Raw genomic sequence first — 17,278 nt, 5'->3', positions numbered from 1 at the left:
GCTATTCCTGAGGTTTGCAATTTACTCTTTACGCCAACAATTTACCTTCTGCTCAATATTTTTATGCTGACGCTGGGCGCATTAATGCTATTTTTCTCGGGGCGAGTGGGGAACGTGCCTGAGTTTTGTTACGTTGGGTATGATGGCGTGGGCTTTGCGGTAATTTCCTGAATTAAAAAGTAGGTTAGATTTTTGACAAAGTGCGCTTTGTTCATGCCGGATGCGACGTGAACGTCTTATCTGGCCTACAAGACCATGCAAATTCAATATATTGCATAAACCACGTAGGCCTGATAAGCGTAGCGCATCAGGCAGTTTTGTGTTTGTCATCAGTCTCAGGCCAGATTGAAATCTGACCTGATCACCTTACGTTAATTTACGACGCCAGCGACAACTTCTGCTGCGTATATTCCACCAGCCACTGACTCACACGAGATTGTTGATCCGCATTCAGCCACATGCCTTGTTTTGTGCGACGCCACAGGGCATCGTCGGTGCGGCGGACCCATTCGTGATCCACCAGGTATTTCAGTTCCGCTTCGTAGAACTCATGACCGAAATCTTCCCCGAGATCGCTTACCGTTCCCGCATTGCCGAGCAGCAGCTCGCTGTTGCTGCCGTAAGTGCGCGTGTAGTGACGTGCCAGCGATTCAGTCAGGAACGGGTAACGGCGGCGCAGGCGAGCGGCGTAATCGTCGCGGTCGCCTTCAATGGCACCACCCGGCAGCACGCTCTCTTTCGTCCACGCCGGGCCAATACCCTGATAATACGGCGTCAGTTTTTCCAGCGCATGTTCTGCCAGTTTTCGGTAGGTGGTCAGCTTACCGCCGAATACCGACAGCAGCGGTGCTTTGCCGTTTTCATCATGGATATCAAGGGTGTAATCACGGGTAATGGCTTGCGGCGAGTCGGACTCATCATCACACAGCGGACGCACACCGGAGTAGGTCCAGACGATATCGTCACGGCTTAGCTGCTTTTTAAAGTGCGCGTTATACACTTTCAGCAGGTAATTGATTTCACTCTCTTCAATCTTCACTGCTTTCGGATCACCTTTGTATTCCACATCGGTGGTGCCGATGATGGAAAACTCGTCCATCCACGGGATCACGAACACAATGCGTTTATCTTCGTTTTGCAGAATGTAGGCCTGCTTTTGGGTATGCACGCGCGGCACCACAATATGGCTGCCTTTGATCAGGCGAATGCCATAAGGCGAAGGCAGATGCATCCCCTCGTCGAAGAACTGTTTCACCCACGGGCCGGTGGCGTTAACCAGGCCGCGCGCTTGCCAGCTATATTTTTTGCCGGTATCGATATCTTCCGCTTCCACAATCCACAGGCCGTTTTCGCGGCGAGCAGAGGTGGCGCGAGTCCGAGTAAGCACTTCGCCGCCTTTACGCACCACCATCTGGGCGTTGGCGAGTACCAGACGGGCGTCGTCTACCCAACAGTCAGAATATTCGAATCCGCGCTTAATTTCCGGTTTTAACACTGAATTTGCGCCAAAACGCAAACCAGTTGATCCCGGCAGGCTGGTGCGTTTACCCAGATGATCGTACATAAACAGACCAATGCGAATCATCCACGCCGGGCGCAGATGCGGACGATGTGGCAGGCGAAAACGCATCGGGAAGGCGATATGCGGAGCCATTTTCAGCAGCACTTCACGTTCAGCCAGCGCCTCGCTGACCAGGCGGAATTCATAGTGCTCAAGGTAGCGCAGGCCACCGTGAATGAGTTTTGAACTGGCGGAAGAGGTCGCGCAAGCGAGATCCTGCGCCTCCAGCATCAGCACGGATAAACCGCGTCCAGCGGCGTCTGCCGCGATACCAGCACCATTGATGCCGCCACCTATCACAATCAGATCTTTGGTTTCCATGCTGCCCTCATTCACTTTCGTTAAAGCTCATAAATGTTCGTTATCGAACATATTAGCAAAGAATCGCGCTTTGGGTAACATTGAAAAAACATTTTAGAGTGATATGTATAACATTATGGCGTTTATCTGCCGCTTCGACGTAAACTGTGCGGTAAATTTGCCCACTTGTTTGTAAAGAAAGAGAGACGCATGGATCAGTTCGAATGTATTAACGTTGCCGACGCGCACCAGAAGTTGCAGGAAAAAGAGGCGGTGCTGGTCGATATTCGCGATCCACAGAGTTTCGCTATGGGGCATGCGGTGCAGGCTTTCCATTTAACCAACGACACGCTGGGCGCGTTTATGCGTGATAACGACTTTGACACTCCGGTGATGGTGATGTGTTATCACGGCAATAGCAGCAAAGGGGCGGCGCAGTATCTGCTGCAACAGGGCTACGATGTGGTCTATAGCATTGACGGCGGCTTTGAAGCCTGGCAGCGACAGTTTCCCGCAGAGGTGGCGTACGGCGCGTAACGCTTTATACTGTCCCCTTTTGTGTGGAATAAGCGACAGCAACGATGTTGATGATTACCTCTTTTGCTAACCCCCGCGTGGCGCAGGCGTTTGTTGATTACATGGCGACGCAGGGTGTTATCCTCACGATTCAACAACATAACCAAAGCGATGTCTGGCTGGCGGATGAGTCCCAGGCCGAGCGCGTGCGGGCGGAGCTGGCGCGTTTTCTCGAAAACCCGGCAGATCCGCGTTATCTGGCGGCCAGCTGGCTGGCAGGCCATACCGGCAGTGGCCTGCATTATCGCCGTTATCCTTTCTTTGCTGCCTTGCGTGAACGCGCAGGTCCGGTGACCTGGGTGATGATGATCGCCTGCGTGGTGGTGTTTATTGCCATGCAAATTCTCGGCGATCAGGAAGTGATGTTATGGCTGGCCTGGCCATTCGATCCAACACTGAAATTTGAGTTCTGGCGTTACTTCACCCACGCGTTAATGCACTTCTCGCTGATGCATATCCTCTTTAACCTGCTTTGGTGGTGGTATCTCGGCGGCGCGGTGGAAAAACGCCTCGGTAGCGGTAAGCTAATTGTCATTACGCTTATCAGCGCCCTGTTAAGCGGCTATATGCAGCAAAAATTCAGCGGGCCGTGGTTTGGCGGGCTTTCTGGCGTGGTGTATGCGCTGATGGGCTACGTCTGGCTACGTGGCGAACGCGATCCGCAAAGTGGCATTTACCTGCAACGTGGGTTAATTATCTTTGCGCTGATCTGGATTGTCGCCGGATGGTTTGATTTGTTTGGGATGTCGATGGCGAACGGAGCACACATCGCCGGATTAGCCGTGGGTTTAGCGATGGCTTTTGTTGATTCGCTCAATGCGCGAAAACGAAAATAATTCCAGGGATTTATAAATGAAACAAACACAACGTCACAACGGTATTATCGAACTGGTTAAACAGCAGGGTTATGTCAGTACCGAGGAACTGGTGGAGCACTTCTCCGTCAGCCCGCAGACTATTCGCCGCGACCTCAACGAGCTGGCAGAGCAAAACCTGATCCTGCGCCATCATGGCGGCGCGGCGCTGCCTTCCAGTTCGGTTAACACGCCGTGGCACGATCGTAAAGCCACCCAGACCGAAGAAAAAGAGCGCATCGCCCGCAAAGTGGCGGAGCAAATCCCCAATGGCTCGACGCTGTTTATCGATATCGGCACCACGCCGGAAGCGGTGGCGCACGCGCTGCTCAATCACAGCAATTTGCGCATTGTCACCAACAATCTCAACGTTGCTAACACGTTGATGGTAAAAGAAGATTTCCGCATTATTCTCGCCGGTGGCGAATTACGTAGCCGCGATGGCGGGATCATTGGCGAAGCGACGCTCGATTTTATCTCCCAGTTCCGCCTTGATTTCGGCATTCTGGGGATCAGCGGCATCGACAGCGACGGCTCGCTGCTGGAGTTCGATTACCACGAAGTTCGTACCAAGCGCGCCATTATTGAGAACTCGCGCCACGTTATGCTGGTGGTTGACCATTCAAAATTTGGCCGTAATGCGATGGTCAATATGGGGAGCATCAGCATGGTTGATGCCGTCTACACCGACGCCCCGCCGCCAGTAAGCGTGATGCAGGTGCTGACGGACCACCATATTCAACTGGAGCTGTGCTGATCCTGCACGGCTTCCCACGTCAGACCAAAACGCGCCAGGTATTTGCGTAGCCGATCCGCGTCATTGACGCTGGCTTTGCCCTGGCGCGAAACATCAAAAAGCTGTCGTCCGGCAGCAGAAAGCGACTTTGCCTGGCGGCAGATAGCGATAACGTGTTCCAGTTGCATACGGTCGAAGAGATCGATGTTTTCTGCCTCTGCGCCCAGCAACGCCGTAAGCGCGGAGGGGCGGCTCTCCTGCCAGTTATAGCGCAGACGGTTTATCTCATCTTCCACCACGTCCAGAGTGATGCGTCCGCTAGTGGCAAAGGTGGCCATCCGCGTGACGCTGGCAGAAAGTTCGCGAAAGTTACCGCGCCATGTTGCCTGGGGAGATGTTGCAAAGGCCAGCCAGGCACGCCGCGCTTCGGTGTTAAAACGCACGCTGTCACCAGTGAGTGTGGCGTGGCGCTCCACTTCATAATCCAGGTTCGGTTCAATATCTTCCTGGCGCTGGCGTAGACCCGGCAGGGTGAAGGTCCAGAGATTGATCCGCGCGTACAGATCTTCGCGGAATTTGCCTTCGGCAACCAGCTGGCGCAAATCGCGCACCGTTCCGGCGATAAGCTGAAAATCACTGCTCACCTGGCGATCGCTGCCAAACGGGTAAAAGGTTTTCTCTTCAATAGCTTTCAGCAGCATTGCCTGTTCGTCTGCGCCCAGTTCGCCAATCTCATCAAGAAACAACATTCCGCCGTTGGCGCTGCGTAATAATCCTTCACGAGATTCCCGCGCCCCGGTAAACGCGCCTTTCACATGACCAAACAGCGTCGACATCGCGGTATCGCCGCGCAGGGTGGCGCAGTTCACTTCCACAAACGCGCCGCTAAACTGATGCCGTGCCTGTTTTAACTCGAAGATGCGTCGCGCCAGAAATGACTTACCTGCGCCGGTCGGGCCGTTAAGCAGAATCGGCGCGCGGGATTTAATCGCCACTTTTTCGATCTGCTCAATCATGCGGTTGAAGTGGGGGTTACGCGTGGCAATACCGGATTTGAGGAAATCGAGCGTTTGCTGCCGTTCCTCGGCAAAGCGGCTGGCGATGGCGTTATAACGGCTTAAATCGAGATCGATAATCGTCACTTCACCTGGGCCGCGCGGCTGTTCTTTTTTGCGCGGAGTTGAAGATTGTATCAACCGGGCGGGTAGATAACGCGCTTCCGCCAGCAGAAACCAGCAAATCTGCGCGACGTGGGTGCCGGTGGTGATGTGAATTAAATAGTCTTCTTTTTCTGGCTGAAACTCGTAACCACGGGCGAAATCATGCAGGCAGGCGTAAACCTCTTCGAAATCCCACGGGTTATGCAGTTCAATCTCAACGCCCACCACTTCTGTTTCTGGCGAAACGCTGGCGATATCGCGTTTAAGCGTTTCAAATAGCGAGCGCGAGCGGGCATCGTGCAATAATTCCAGTCGATCGATGACCAACGATTCTTGCTGGTATATACAGAGTGACGGACGCCATTTTGACCAGCGCTGACTGCCGCGTCCGGCATAATCCAGCACGGTACCGACAAAGCCAAAAGCCACTGTTTTACGCATCTTAGATATCCTTATAAAAGGCGATATTTCATTATCGGTAAATCGGCTTTGCGGGAAATCTCCGTTTACGGATATAAAGATATAATCTTTTTAGAAACAATAAATTAATCTGCTTATTTAATTTTCTGGCACGACGGTTGCAATTATCAGGACCGCAAACAACGAAAAGAGAAAAACAAAATGAATTACGAATTACTGACCACTGAAAATGCCCCGGTAAAAATGTGGACCAAAGGCGTGCCGGTAGAAGCCGATGCGCGTCAGCAACTTATTAATACGGCGAAGATGCCGTTTATTTTCAAACATATTGCGGTAATGCCTGATGTACACCTGGGTAAAGGTTCCACCATTGGTAGCGTGATCCCGACCAAAGGGGCGATTATTCCGGCGGCGGTGGGCGTGGATATTGGCTGTGGAATGAACGCGCTGCGTACCGCGTTAACGGCGGCAGACCTGCCTGAAAACCTGGCGGAGCTGCGTCAAGCGATTGAAACGGCCGTACCACACGGGCGTACTACCGGGCGTTGTAAACGTGATAAAGGCGCATGGGAAAACCCGCCTTTTAACGTCGATGCGAAATGGGCTGAGCTGGAGGCCGGTTATCAGTGGTTAACGCAAAAATATCCGCGTTTCCTTAACACTAACAACTATAAACACCTGGGAACGCTGGGAACGGGTAACCACTTTATTGAAATCTGCCTTGATGAGTCGGAGCAGGTGTGGATTATGCTGCACTCCGGTTCACGCGGAATTGGTAACGCCATCGGGACTTACTTTATCGATCTGGCGCAAAAAGAGATGCAGGACCAACTTGAGACGTTGCCGTCGCGTGATCTGGCGTACTTTATGGAAGGTACGGAATACTTTGATGATTACCTAAGAGCCGTGGCCTGGGCGCAGCTTTTCGCCAGCCTTAACCGCGATGCGATGATGGAAAATGTGGTAACGGCGTTGCAGAGCATTACGCAGAAAACGGTCAGACAGCCACAAACGCTGGCGATGGAAGAGATCAACTGTCACCACAACTATGTGCAAAAAGAACAGCTCTTTGGTGAAGAGATCTACGTGACGCGTAAAGGTGCGGTGTCTGCGCGTGCTGGTCAATATGGAATTATTCCCGGTTCGATGGGAGCAAAAAGCTTTATCGTCCGTGGGCTGGGAAATGAAGAGTCGTTCTGTTCGTGCAGCCACGGTGCCGGGCGGGTAATGAGCCGAACTAAAGCGAAAAAACTGTTCAGCGTGGAAGACCAAATTCGTGCCACCGCGCATGTGGAATGCCGTAAAGATGCCGAAGTGATCGACGAAATCCCGATGGCGTATAAAGATATTGATGCGGTGATGGCGGCACAAAGCGATCTGGTGGAAGTTATCTACACCCTGCGTCAGGTGGTGTGCGTAAAAGGATAAATGATGAAAAGGATGATTGCGCTGGATGGCGCACAGGGCGAAGGCGGCGGGCAGATCCTGCGCTCGGCGCTGAGCCTGTCGATGATAACCGGCCAGCCATTTACCATCACTGGCATTCGAGCCGGACGGGCGAAACCGGGGCTGCTGCGCCAGCATCTGACCGCGGTAAAAGCGGCTGCGGAAATTTGTAGGGCAACGGTGGAAGGCGCGGAGCTGGGATCGCAGCGTCTGGTCTTCCGGCCTGGCACCGTGCGCGGCGGCGATTACCGCTTTGCTATCGGTAGCGCCGGAAGTTGTACGCTGGTGCTGCAAACGGTGCTGCCCGCGCTGTGGTTTGCCGATGGACCTTCGCGTGTTGAAGTGAGCGGCGGCACCGATAACCCGTCGGCGCCGCCTGCGGATTTTATCCGCCGGGTGCTGGAGCCGCTGCTGGCGAAAATAGGAATTCATCAGCAAACCACGCTGTTACGTCACGGTTTTTATCCTGCCGGAGGCGGTGTGGTGGCAACGGAAGTCTCGCCCGTGGCATCGTTTAGCACCTTGCAACTTGGCGAGCGCGGGAACATTGTGCAGATGCGTGGAGAAGTTCTATTAGCTGGTGTGCCGCGCCATGTTGCTGAGCGTGAAATCGCTACACTGGCGGGGATTTTTTCCCTGCATGAACAGAATATTCATAACCTGCCGCGCGACCAGGGGCCGGGTAATACCGTCTCGCTGGAAGTCGAAAGTGAAAATATCACTGAACGCTTTTTCGTCGTCGGTGAAAAGCGCGTCAGTGCCGAGGTGGTAGCCGCGCAGTTAGTGAAAGAGGTGAAACGCTACCTGGCAAGCCCAGCGGCGGTGGGGGAATATCTCGCCGACCAACTGGTACTGCCGATGGCGCTGGCGGGCGCGGGAGAATTTACGGTCGCCCATCCTTCATGCCATCTGCTGACCAATATCGCGGTGGTGGAGCGTTTCTTGCCGGTGCGGTTTGGTTTGATAGAAACAGATGGCGTAACGCGGGTGAGTATTGAATGATGTAAAGATGTAAACCGGATCCAATGCATTATCCGGCTAAACTCACACCCCATAACCCATCATCTTCAGCAGTTTCTGCGCGTGCTGCACGGCAGCCTGACGGTGGGCGACGCCGAGTTTTTGGTACAGATTGCGGATATGCGTCTTGATGGTGGTTGCCGCCACTTCCAGTTCGCCCGCAATTTGTTCATTGCTGTAACCGGAGTAGATCAGCCCCAGGACCTGCCATTCACGTTGGGTCAACGGGCTGGTGCGGATTAGTTCTGGCACTTCCGGATGATTTAGCAGACGTTCAACGAAATTCTCATCGAAATGGGCGAATTTATGCCGATGATGTTGATTGATTTCTCGCAGAATACGCTGCGCGCGATGCTGTTCCAGTTCCGGCAGCGTATTAAGTTGAATCAGCTGGCGCAGTTGTTGCGCCATCGCTTCGCCTTCGATGACAAAATGACTGATAAATCCGGTGCGATTCGCCAGTTTTAATGCGTCCAGCAACACGCGCTGGGCGTCACTTTTACGTCCGGCCTGCCAGTACAGTTGATTAAGCAGCAACAGGTTACGGTTGAGATCGCTCATCAACCGCAGACTGCGGGCATTTTCATTGAGTTCTTCGAGAACAATTTCCGCAGGTTCAAACTCGCCCAGCAAGATTTGTGCGCGGGCAATGTTGCGCCATTGACCTTGCAGGAAGTGGTTGTTCGCAAACTCCGGTTTAGCCGTATGACGCAACCAGTTGGCAGCGGCGGCTTTATCGCCGGTCATTTGCCAGTAAATCACCCGGACTTTGTTGGCGTTAGAGATCCAGTCGCTGTGATATTTGCCATTCCCCAGCAGGTTTTCCAGACGGTTCAACTGGCTACGGGCGTTATCTAAATCACCACGGGCCAGCGAGCATTGAATCAACATTGCCAGGCACTGAAGCTGTTGCTGTGGCTGATAAGACGACAAGACTTCAATCCCGCTACGCGCCGACGCTTCGGCTTCATCCAGCCGTGCCCAGGCCCATAACAGTTGTGCTCGGATGCGCACCAGAAACTCATGCATTGGCAGCTGTTCCAGATGCTGCTCGTTGATCAGCTGGAACGCTTTTTCCTGCGTTTCCCACGCGGTTTGCAGGAACCCTTGGGCAAACAGAATTTCACTTTGCTGAATTAAACTCCATAAGGCGTAGTGCCAGACGTCGTGCTGGCGTGCCATCTGTTCGGTTTGCTGCACTAGCGCCAGTGAGCGGGTCAATTCGCCTTTGCAGTGCAGCACTTCACCCAGCACCGAGGTTGCCACAATGCGGCTATAGAACCAGCCCGGCGGCAGCTCTTCCAGTGCCAGTTTTGCCAGCCGTTCCGCTTCATCCTGATTACCATCGTTAATCGCCACCTGGGCGCGCAGAGCGTTAAATTCTGCATGCATGGTGCCTTCTCTGATGTCCTTGATTTCATGTTCAGCACGGGCTAGCAGGGTCATAGCGATGTTGGCTTTGCATTAGCCACGCCTGCAATAACACTAACTGCGGATTTTCCAGCAAACTGTCCCACGGCAGGGCCTTAAGCGACTCTTCCAGCAGCGACAGTTCGCTATGGTTGAACAAACTCCAGGCGTGATTAAGCAGAATATCGCGCAGCATCAGCGCATCGCCTGCCGCCAGCGCATGATGAATCGCTTCGCTGGGAAATCCCTGGGCCATCCAGCTTTCTGCGGCGGCACGGTGGATTTCCGGCAGCTCCGCCGCCAGTTCCCACTGGCAGCGCTGGCGCAGGAAGTTGCCAAACAGCGGGTGATAGCAGAACCACTCGCCGGTATCATCCATCCGCTGTAAAAACAGCCCCTGACGCTCAATCTCTTCGAGACGCATTTGCCCGTTTTCTTCGCCGGTCACACGGGTGATGAGGGCATCGTTCATTGAGCGCAAAATGGCGCTTTTCAACAGAAAATGGCGCGTTGCGAGATCGACGTTATCCAAAACCTCATCGACCAGATAATCCGAAAGATGGCTGGCATTGATTCCCGCCAGGCGGCGTGCCGACTTATGGGCTGAGTGGGTATTCTGCCGGGCGGAGAGGGCGATTAGCTATAGTGCCGTCGCCCAACCGGAAACGTCATCGCAAATCCGACTGCTTTCTGCGGCTTCAATCGGCGATGACAGACGGCAATCAAAAAACTGCTTCGCTTCCTGATGGGTAAATGCCAGTTGCTGACTGCCAATTTCCAGCAGTTGGTCACGAACACGCAGATTGGCAATGCCCAGTTGCGGAAGGTTGCGTGACAACACCACCAGGGTGAGATTTTCTGGTTGATGGCGAATAAAGAAGCGCATTGACTCGTGGATCACTGGATTAGTGATCAGATGATAGTCATCGATGACCAGATAAAGTGGGCTATGCCATTCCGCCAGCTCAATGAAAAGCTGGGCGAAGAGTGACGTCAGGCTGGCATATTGCCGTTTTTGCTCCATCGTCTCACATATCGCACAGTGACCGTTGGTTGCCTGCTGCACGGCGGCAATGAGATAGCTGGCGAAACGCTCTTGCTGGTTATCACCTTCATCCAGCGAGTACCAGCCGATATCGTTTTTGCCTGCCGCCCACTGGGAAATGAGGGTGGTCTTTCCGTAGCCCGCAGGACTCGTGATCAGCGCCAGCCGGAAGTTGTTCGCGCCGGAAAGTTTAGCCAGCAGGCGCTCACGAACCACGGTATGGTCGAGTCGAACCGGACGACTTAGTTTTGACGGAATCAGCATAGTTAATCACTTCACTGTGGAAAATGAGGAAATATTATTTTTTTTGCGCTTCGTAATTAATGGTTATAAGGTCGGCCAGAAACCTTTCTAATGCAAGCGATGACGTTTTTTTATGTGTCTGAATTTGCACTGTGTCACAATTCCAAATCTTTATTAACAACTCACCTAAAACGACGCTGATCCAGCGTGAATACTGGTTTCCCTTATGTTCATCAGATTCATTTAAGCAAGGGTTTCTTCTTCATTCCTGATGAAAGTGCCATCTAAAAAGATGATCTTAATAAATCTATTAAGAATGAGATGGAGCACACTGGATATTTTACTTGTGAAACTGTTTCACTCCTTTACTTAATTTATAGAGTTACCTTCCGCTTTTTGAAAATACGCAACGGCCATTTTTTGCACTTAGATACAGATTTTCTGCGCTGTATGGCATTGATTTGCTGCTAATCCTGTGGTTTGCACTAGCTTTAAGTGGTCGAGATCACATTTCCTTGCTCATCCCCGCAACTCCTCCCTGCCTAATCCCCCGCAGGATGAGGAAGGTCAACATCGAGCCTGGCAAACTAGCGATAACGTTGTGTTGAAAATCTAAGAAAAGTGGAACTCCTATGTCACAACCTATTTTTAACGATAAGCAATTTCAGGAAGTGCTTTCACGTCAGTGGCAGCGTTATGGCTTAAATTCTGCGGCTGAAATGACTCCTCGCCAGTGGTGGCTGGCAGTGAGTGAAGCACTGGCCGAAATGCTGCGTGCTCAGCCATTCGCCAAACCGGTGGCGAATCAGCGACATGTTAACTACATCTCAATGGAGTTTTTGATTGGTCGTCTGACGGGCAACAACCTGTTGAATCTCGGCTGGTATCAGGATGTACAGGATTCGTTGAAGGCTTATGACATCAACCTGACTGACCTGCTGGAAGAAGAGATCGACCCGGCGCTGGGTAACGGTGGTCTGGGACGTCTGGCGGCGTGCTTCCTCGACTCAATGGCAACTGTCGGTCAGTCTGCGACGGGTTACGGTCTGAACTATCAATATGGTTTGTTCCGCCAGTCTTTTGTCGATGGCAAACAGGTTGAAGCGCCGGATGACTGGCATCGCAGTAACTACCCGTGGTTCCGCCACAACGAAGCACTGGATGTGCAGGTAGGGATTGGCGGTAAAGTGATGAAAGACGGACGCTGGGAGCCGGAGTTTACCATTACCGGTCAAGCGTGGGATCTCCCCGTTGTCGGCTATCGTAATGGCGTGGCGCAGCCGCTGCGTCTGTGGCAGGCGACGCATGCGCATCCGTTTGATCTAACTAAATTTAACGACGGTGATTTCCTGCGCGCCGAACAGCAAGGCATCAATGCGGAAAAACTGACCAAAGTTCTCTATCCAAACGACAACCATACTGCCGGTAAAAAGCTGCGCCTGATGCAGCAATACTTCCAGTGTGCCTGTTCGGTAGCGGATATTTTGCGTCGCCATCATCTGGCGGGGCGTAAACTGCACGAACTGGCGGATTACGAAGTTATTCAGCTGAACGATACCCATCCAACTATCGCGATTCCAGAACTGCTGCGCGTGCTGACCGATGAGCACCAGATGAGCTGGGATGACGCCTGGGCCATCACCAGCAAAACTTTCGCTTACACCAACCATACCCTGATGCCAGAAGCGCTGGAACGCTGGGATGTGAAACTGGTGAAAGGCTTACTGCCGCGCCATATGCAGATTATTAACGAAATTAATACTCGCTTTAAAACGCTGGTGGAGAAAACCTGGCCGGGCGATGAAAAAGTGTGGGCCAAACTGGCGGTGGTGCACGATAAACAAGTGCATATGGCGAACCTGTGTGTGGTTGGCGGTTTCGCGGTGAACGGTGTTGCGGCGCTGCACTCGGATCTGGTGGTGAAAGATCTGTTCCCGGAATATCACCAGCTATGGCCGAACAAATTCCATAACGTTACCAACGGTATTACCCCACGTCGCTGGATCAAACAGTGCAACCCTGCACTGGCGGCTCTGTTGGATAAATCACTGCAAAAAGAGTGGGCTAACGATCTCGATCAGCTGATCAATCTGGAAAAATTCGCTGATGATGCGAAATTCCGTCAGCAATATCGCGAGATCAAGCAGGCGAATAAAGTCTGTCTGGCGGAGTTTGTGAAAGTTCGTACCGGTATTGAGATCAATCCACAGGCGATTTTCGATATTCAGATCAAACGTCTGCATGAGTACAAACGCCAGCACCTGAATCTGCTGCATATTCTGGCGTTGTACAAAGAAATTCGTGAAAACCTGCAGGCTGATCGCGTACCGCGCGTCTTCCTCTTCGGCGCGAAAGCGGCACCGGGCTACTACCTGGCGAAGAATATTATCTTTGCGATCAACAAAGTGGCTGACGTGATCAACAACGATCCACTGGTTGGCGATAAGTTGAAGGTGGTGTTCCTGCCGGATTATTGCGTTTCGGCGGCGGAAAAACTGATCCCGGCGGCGGATATCTCCGAACAAATTTCGACTGCAGGTAAAGAAGCTTCCGGTACCGGCAATATGAAACTGGCGCTCAATGGTGCGCTTACTGTCGGTACGCTGGATGGTGCGAACGTTGAAATCGCCGAGAAAGTCGGTGAAGAAAATATCTTTATTTTTGGTCATACCGTGGAACAAGTGAAGGCTATTCTGGCCAAAGGCTACGACCCGGTGAAATGGCGGAAGAAAGATAAGGTGCTGGACGCAGTATTGAAAGAGCTGGAAAGCGGTAAATACAGCGACGGCGATAAGCATGCCTTCGACCAGATGCTGCACAGTATCGGCAAACAGGGCGGCGATCCGTATCTGGTGATGGCGGATTTCGCAGCCTATGTTGAGGCACAAAAGCAGGTGGATGTGCTGTACCGCGACCAGGAGGCCTGGACTCGCGCGGCGATCCTCAATACCGCCCGCTGCGGTATGTTTAGCTCGGATCGCTCTATTCGCGATTATCAGGCTCGTATCTGGCAGGCAAAACGCTAAGGAAGCTCGATGGAAAGCAAACGTCTGGATAATGCCGCGCTGGCGGCGGGGATTAGCCCCAATTACATCAATGCCCACGGTAAACCGCAGTCGATTAGCGCCGAAACCAAACGGCGTTTGCTTGACGCGATGCATCAACGTACCGCCACGAAAGTGGCGGTAACGCCAGTCCCGAATGTCATGGTTTATACCAGCGGCAAAAAAATGCCGATGGTGGTGGAGGGCAGCGGCGAATATAGCTGGCAGCTGACCACCGAAGAAGGAACGCAGTACAAAGGCCATGTAACGGGGGGCAAAGCGTTCAATCTACCGACGAAGCTGCCGGAAGGTTATCACACGCTAACACTCACCCAGGACGACCAGCGCGCGCATTGCCGGGTGATTGTCGCCCCGAAACGTTGTTACGAACCGCAGGCTTTGCTGAATAAACAAAAGCTGTGGGGTGCCTGCGTTCAGCTTTATACGCTGCGATCGGAAAAAAACTGGGGTATTGGGGATTTTGGCGATCTCAAAGCGATGCTGGTGGATGTGGCAAAACGTGGCGGGTCGTTCATTGGCCTGAACCCGATTCATGCGCTCTATCCGGCAAATCCGGAGAGCGCCAGCCCATACAGCCCGTCTTCTCGCCGTTGGCTGAATGTGATTTATATCGACGTTAACGCCGTTGAAGATTTCCATCTTAGCGAAGAGGCTCAGGCCTGGTGGCAGTTGCCGACCACGCAACAGACGCTGCAACAGGCGCGCGATGCCGACTGGGTCGATTACTCCACGGTTACCGCCCTAAAAATGACAGCATTACGAATGGCGTGGAAAGGTTTCGCGCAACGTGATGATGAGCAGATGGCCGCGTTTCGCCAGTTTGTTGCAGAGCAGGGCGACAGCCTGTTCTGGCAGGCTGCCTTTGATGCGCTACATGCCCAGCAAGTGAAAGAGGACGAAATGCGCTGGGGCTGGCCTGCATGGCCAGAGATGTATAAGAACGTGGATTCACCAGAAGTGCGTCAGTTCTGCGAAGAACATCGTGATGACGTCGATTTTTATCTCTGGTTGCAGTGGCTGGCTTACAGCCAGTTTGCCGCCTGCTGGGAGATAAGCCAGGGCTATGAAATGCCGATTGGCTTGTATCGTGATCTGGCGGTTGGCGTAGCGGAAGGTGGGGCGGAAACCTGGTGTGACCGTGAACTATATTGCCTGAAAGCATCGGTTGGCGCGCCGCCGGATATCCTCGGCCCGTTGGGGCAGAACTGGGGATTACCGCCAATGGACCCGCATATCATCACCGCGCGTGCCTATGAACCGTTTATCGAGCTGTTGCGTGCCAATATGCAAAACTGCGGCGCATTACGAATTGACCATGTGATGTCGATGCTGCGTTTGTGGTGGATACCGTATGGCGAGACGGCAGATCAGGGCGCGTATGTTCACTATCCGGTGGATGATCTGCTCTCGATTCTGGCACTCGAAAGTAAACGTCATCGCTGTATGGTGATTGGTGAAGATCTCGGTACCGTACCGGTAGAGATTGTTGGTAAGCTGCGCAGCAGCGGTGTGTACTCTTACAAAGTGCTCTATTTCGAAAACGACCACGAGAAGACGTTCCGTGCACCGAAAGCGTATCCGGAGCAGTCGATGGCGGTTGCGGCGACACATGACCTGCCAACGCTGCGTGGTTACTGGGAGAGCGGGGATCTAACGCTGGGCAAAACCCTGGGGCTGTATCCGGATGAAGTGGTACTGCGCGGTCTGTATCAGGATCGCGAACTGGCGAAGCAAGGGCTGCTGGATGCACTGCATAAATATGGTTGTCTGCCAAAACGTGCCGGGCATAAGGCATCGTTGATGTCGATGACGCCGACGCTGAACCGTGGTTTGCAGCGCTACATTGCCGACAGTAACAGTGCTCTGTTAGGACTACAGCCGGAAGACTGGCTGGATATGGCCGAACCGGTGAATATTCCTGGCACCAGTTACCAGTATAAAAACTGGCGACGCAAGCTTTCCGCAACGCTTGAGTCGATGTTTGCCGATGATGGCGTGAACAAGTTGCTGAAGGATTTGGACAGACGGCGCAGAGCTGCAGCGAAGAAGAAGTAGAGTGCGGTTGATGTCGGATGCGATGCATCCGGCAGTCAGTGTTATCAAATCACCATATTCAGCAGCAGACAGCCTACCAGACCGCACACCGAGATAATGGTTTCCAGCATCGACCAGGATTTGATGGTCTCGCCGATAGTCAGGTTAAAGTACTCTTTGAACAGCCAGAAGCCCGGATCGTTCACATGAGAGAAAATCACACTACCGGAACCCACCGCAATAACCATCAGCTGTGGGCTAACACCCGTCGTTGCAATCAGCGGTGCCGCGATACCACCCGCAGTGATTGCCGCAACGGTTGCGGAACCCAGCGCGATACGCAGTACGGCAGCAATCGACCAGGCCATCAGCAGCGGAGAAATGTTGGTTTCGTGCATCATGGAAGCAATGTATTTGTCCACGCCGCTGTCTACCAGCACCTGCTTGAACGCACCGCCACCACCGATGATCAACAGCATCATCGCAATGATTTTGATGGAAGAAACCAGCGTGTCGTTAATCTGATCCATTGAACGACCACGGTTCAGACCAAAGGTGAACATCGCAATCAGCACGGCAATCAGCGTTGCCATTACCGGGTCACCGAGGAACTCCGCTACCGGCAGGAAAGCGTGACCTTTCGGCAGGATCATTTCGGCAATCGCACGCATCGCCATCAGCACAACCGGCACCAGAGAGGTCCAGACGCTGACGCCAAAGCTCGGCATCTCTTCTTCGCTGAAGGTTTTCGCGCTGTAGAGACCTTCCGGGATTGGCTTATCGATACCTTTCAACACGCGAGCGTAAACCGGACCGGCGAGAATCACGGTCGGGATTGCCAGAATAGTACCGTACAGCAGGGTTTTACCCATATCGGCATTGAAAATGGTGGCAATCGCAGTCGGGCCCGGATGCGGTGGCAGGAAGCCGTGGGTCACAGACAGTGCAGCCGCCATTGGTACACCAACATACAGCAATGGAATATTCGCGGAAGCCGCGATGGTAAACACCAGCGGCAGCATCAGCACGAAGCCCACTTCATAGAACAGGGCAAAACCAACGGTAAAACCGGTTAACACCACCGCCCACTGGATGTGCTTTTTACCAAATTTGGCAATCAGCGTGGTGGCGATACGTTGTGCGCCACCGCAGTCTGCCAGCATTTTGCCCAGCATTGCGCCAAAACCCATGATCAGGGCAAGGCTACCGAGCGTCCCGCCGACACCGGCTTTGATGGAGCCAATAACTTTATCCAGCGGCATTCCTTGCATTAATCCAACAGCAAGCGCCACGAGGACGAGAGCGATGAAGCCGTTCATTTTGAAGCGGATCATCAGGAGCAACAACAAGATTACACCGATAGCAACAATGACTAATGGCATGATTTACCTGGCCTTTCATTTGTTAT

At 53.0% G+C, this 17,278-nt stretch carries 10 protein-coding genes, 1 pseudogene and 1 other annotated feature; of the genes and pseudogenes, 7 read left to right on the top strand and 4 right to left on the bottom strand.

The annotated features are described in order from the left end of the window. Positions 1-376 precede the first annotated feature (376 nt). Complete coding sequence (glpD, locus tag SF3448; RefSeq protein NP_709201.3) at positions 377-1,897, bottom strand: sn-glycerol-3-phosphate dehydrogenase; 1,521 nt, start codon at positions 1,895-1,897, stop codon at positions 377-379. A 174-nt stretch (positions 1,898-2,071) separates the two neighbouring features. Here glpD and glpE point away from each other — a divergent pair, with 174 nt between their 5' ends. From glpE to glpR, 3 genes are read left to right on the top strand one after another with little or no spacing between them, the layout of a single operon-like run. Then, a complete protein-coding gene (gene glpE / locus SF3447; RefSeq protein ID NP_709200.2) occupies positions 2,072-2,398 on the top strand; it encodes a thiosulfate sulfurtransferase in 327 nt (108 codons plus the stop codon). A gap of 50 nt (positions 2,399-2,448) precedes the next feature. Beyond that, positions 2,449-3,273, top strand: a complete 825-nt coding sequence (gene glpG / locus SF3446) for an intramembrane serine protease GlpG (RefSeq protein NP_709199.2) — start codon at positions 2,449-2,451, stop codon at positions 3,271-3,273. A 16-nt stretch (positions 3,274-3,289) separates the two neighbouring features. Beyond that, positions 3,290-4,048, top strand: coding sequence for a DNA-binding transcriptional repressor GlpR (gene glpR, locus SF3445; protein NP_709198.1), 759 nt, complete (start codon positions 3,290-3,292; stop codon positions 4,046-4,048). Here the strand turns inward: glpR and rtcR are convergent. Next, complete coding sequence (rtcR, locus tag SF3444) at positions 4,030-5,628, bottom strand: 2-component regulator (protein NP_709197.1); 1,599 nt, start codon at positions 5,626-5,628, stop codon at positions 4,030-4,032. The genes glpR and rtcR overlap by 19 nt on opposite strands. A gap of 180 nt (positions 5,629-5,808) precedes the next feature. On the opposite strand from rtcR, the gene rtcB reads away from it, so the two are divergent. After that, a complete protein-coding gene (gene rtcB / locus SF3443) occupies positions 5,809-7,035 on the top strand; it encodes a hypothetical protein (protein ID NP_709196.1) in 1,227 nt (408 codons plus the stop codon). Between the two features lie 198 nt (positions 7,036-7,233). Continuing rightward, a complete protein-coding gene (gene yhgJ, locus SF3442) occupies positions 7,234-8,055 on the top strand; it encodes an RNA 3'-terminal-phosphate cyclase (RefSeq protein ID NP_709195.3) in 822 nt (273 codons plus the stop codon). Positions 8,056-8,110: 55 nt separating this feature from the next. Continuing rightward, positions 8,111-10,792 (bottom strand) — a sequence feature (Similar to Escherichia coli K12 positive regulator of mal regulon gi: 2367223 (902 aa). BLAST with identity of 99% in 894 aa. This CDS contains an in-frame stop codon. The sequence has been checked and is believed to be correct.). On the opposite strand, the pseudogene malT reads toward yhgJ, so the two are convergent. Beyond that, a pseudogene (gene malT, locus SF3441) lies at positions 8,111-10,792 on the bottom strand. Its footprint overlaps the feature before it by 2,682 nt. 611 nt (positions 10,793-11,403) lie before the next feature. Between malT and malP the strand changes: the two are divergent. Then, positions 11,404-13,797, top strand: a complete 2,394-nt coding sequence (malP, locus tag SF3440; protein NP_709194.1) for a maltodextrin phosphorylase — start codon at positions 11,404-11,406, stop codon at positions 13,795-13,797. Positions 13,798-13,806: 9 nt separating this feature from the next. After that, positions 13,807-15,891 carry a 4-alpha-glucanotransferase gene (malQ, locus tag SF3439; protein ID NP_709193.1) on the top strand — a complete coding sequence of 695 codons (2,085 nt, stop codon included), beginning with the start codon at positions 13,807-13,809 and terminating at the stop codon, positions 15,889-15,891. 44 nt (positions 15,892-15,935) lie between these two features. On the opposite strand, the gene gntT is transcribed toward malQ, so the two are convergent. Next, positions 15,936-17,252, bottom strand: a complete 1,317-nt coding sequence (gene gntT / locus SF3438; RefSeq protein NP_709192.1) for a high-affinity gluconate transporter — start codon at positions 17,250-17,252, stop codon at positions 15,936-15,938. Between the last annotated feature and the right edge of the window lie 26 nt (positions 17,253-17,278).

Source organism: Shigella flexneri 2a str. 301, assembly GCF_000006925.2.
In the GTDB taxonomy this organism is placed as follows: Bacteria; Pseudomonadota; Gammaproteobacteria; order Enterobacterales; family Enterobacteriaceae; genus ECMA0423.
The sequence above is the reverse complement of the archived record's forward strand: the minus strand, read 5'-3'. Positions and strand labels throughout refer to the sequence as shown.

Coding starts and splice junctions, on each gene's coding strand:
- gntT (NP_709192.1), bottom strand. CDS start 17,252: ATGCCATTAGTCATTGTTGCTATCGGTGTAATCTTGTTGTTGCTCCTG.
- glpG (NP_709199.2), top strand. CDS start 2,449: ATGATTACCTCTTTTGCTAACCCCCGCGTGGCGCAGGCGTTTGTTGAT.
- glpR (NP_709198.1), top strand. CDS start 3,290: ATGAAACAAACACAACGTCACAACGGTATTATCGAACTGGTTAAACAG.
- rtcR (NP_709197.1), bottom strand. CDS start 5,628: ATGCGTAAAACAGTGGCTTTTGGCTTTGTCGGTACCGTGCTGGATTAT.
- rtcB (NP_709196.1), top strand. CDS start 5,809: ATGAATTACGAATTACTGACCACTGAAAATGCCCCGGTAAAAATGTGG.
- glpE (NP_709200.2), top strand. CDS start 2,072: ATGGATCAGTTCGAATGTATTAACGTTGCCGACGCGCACCAGAAGTTG.
- malQ (NP_709193.1), top strand. CDS start 13,807: ATGGAAAGCAAACGTCTGGATAATGCCGCGCTGGCGGCGGGGATTAGC.
- malP (NP_709194.1), top strand. CDS start 11,404: ATGTCACAACCTATTTTTAACGATAAGCAATTTCAGGAAGTGCTTTCA.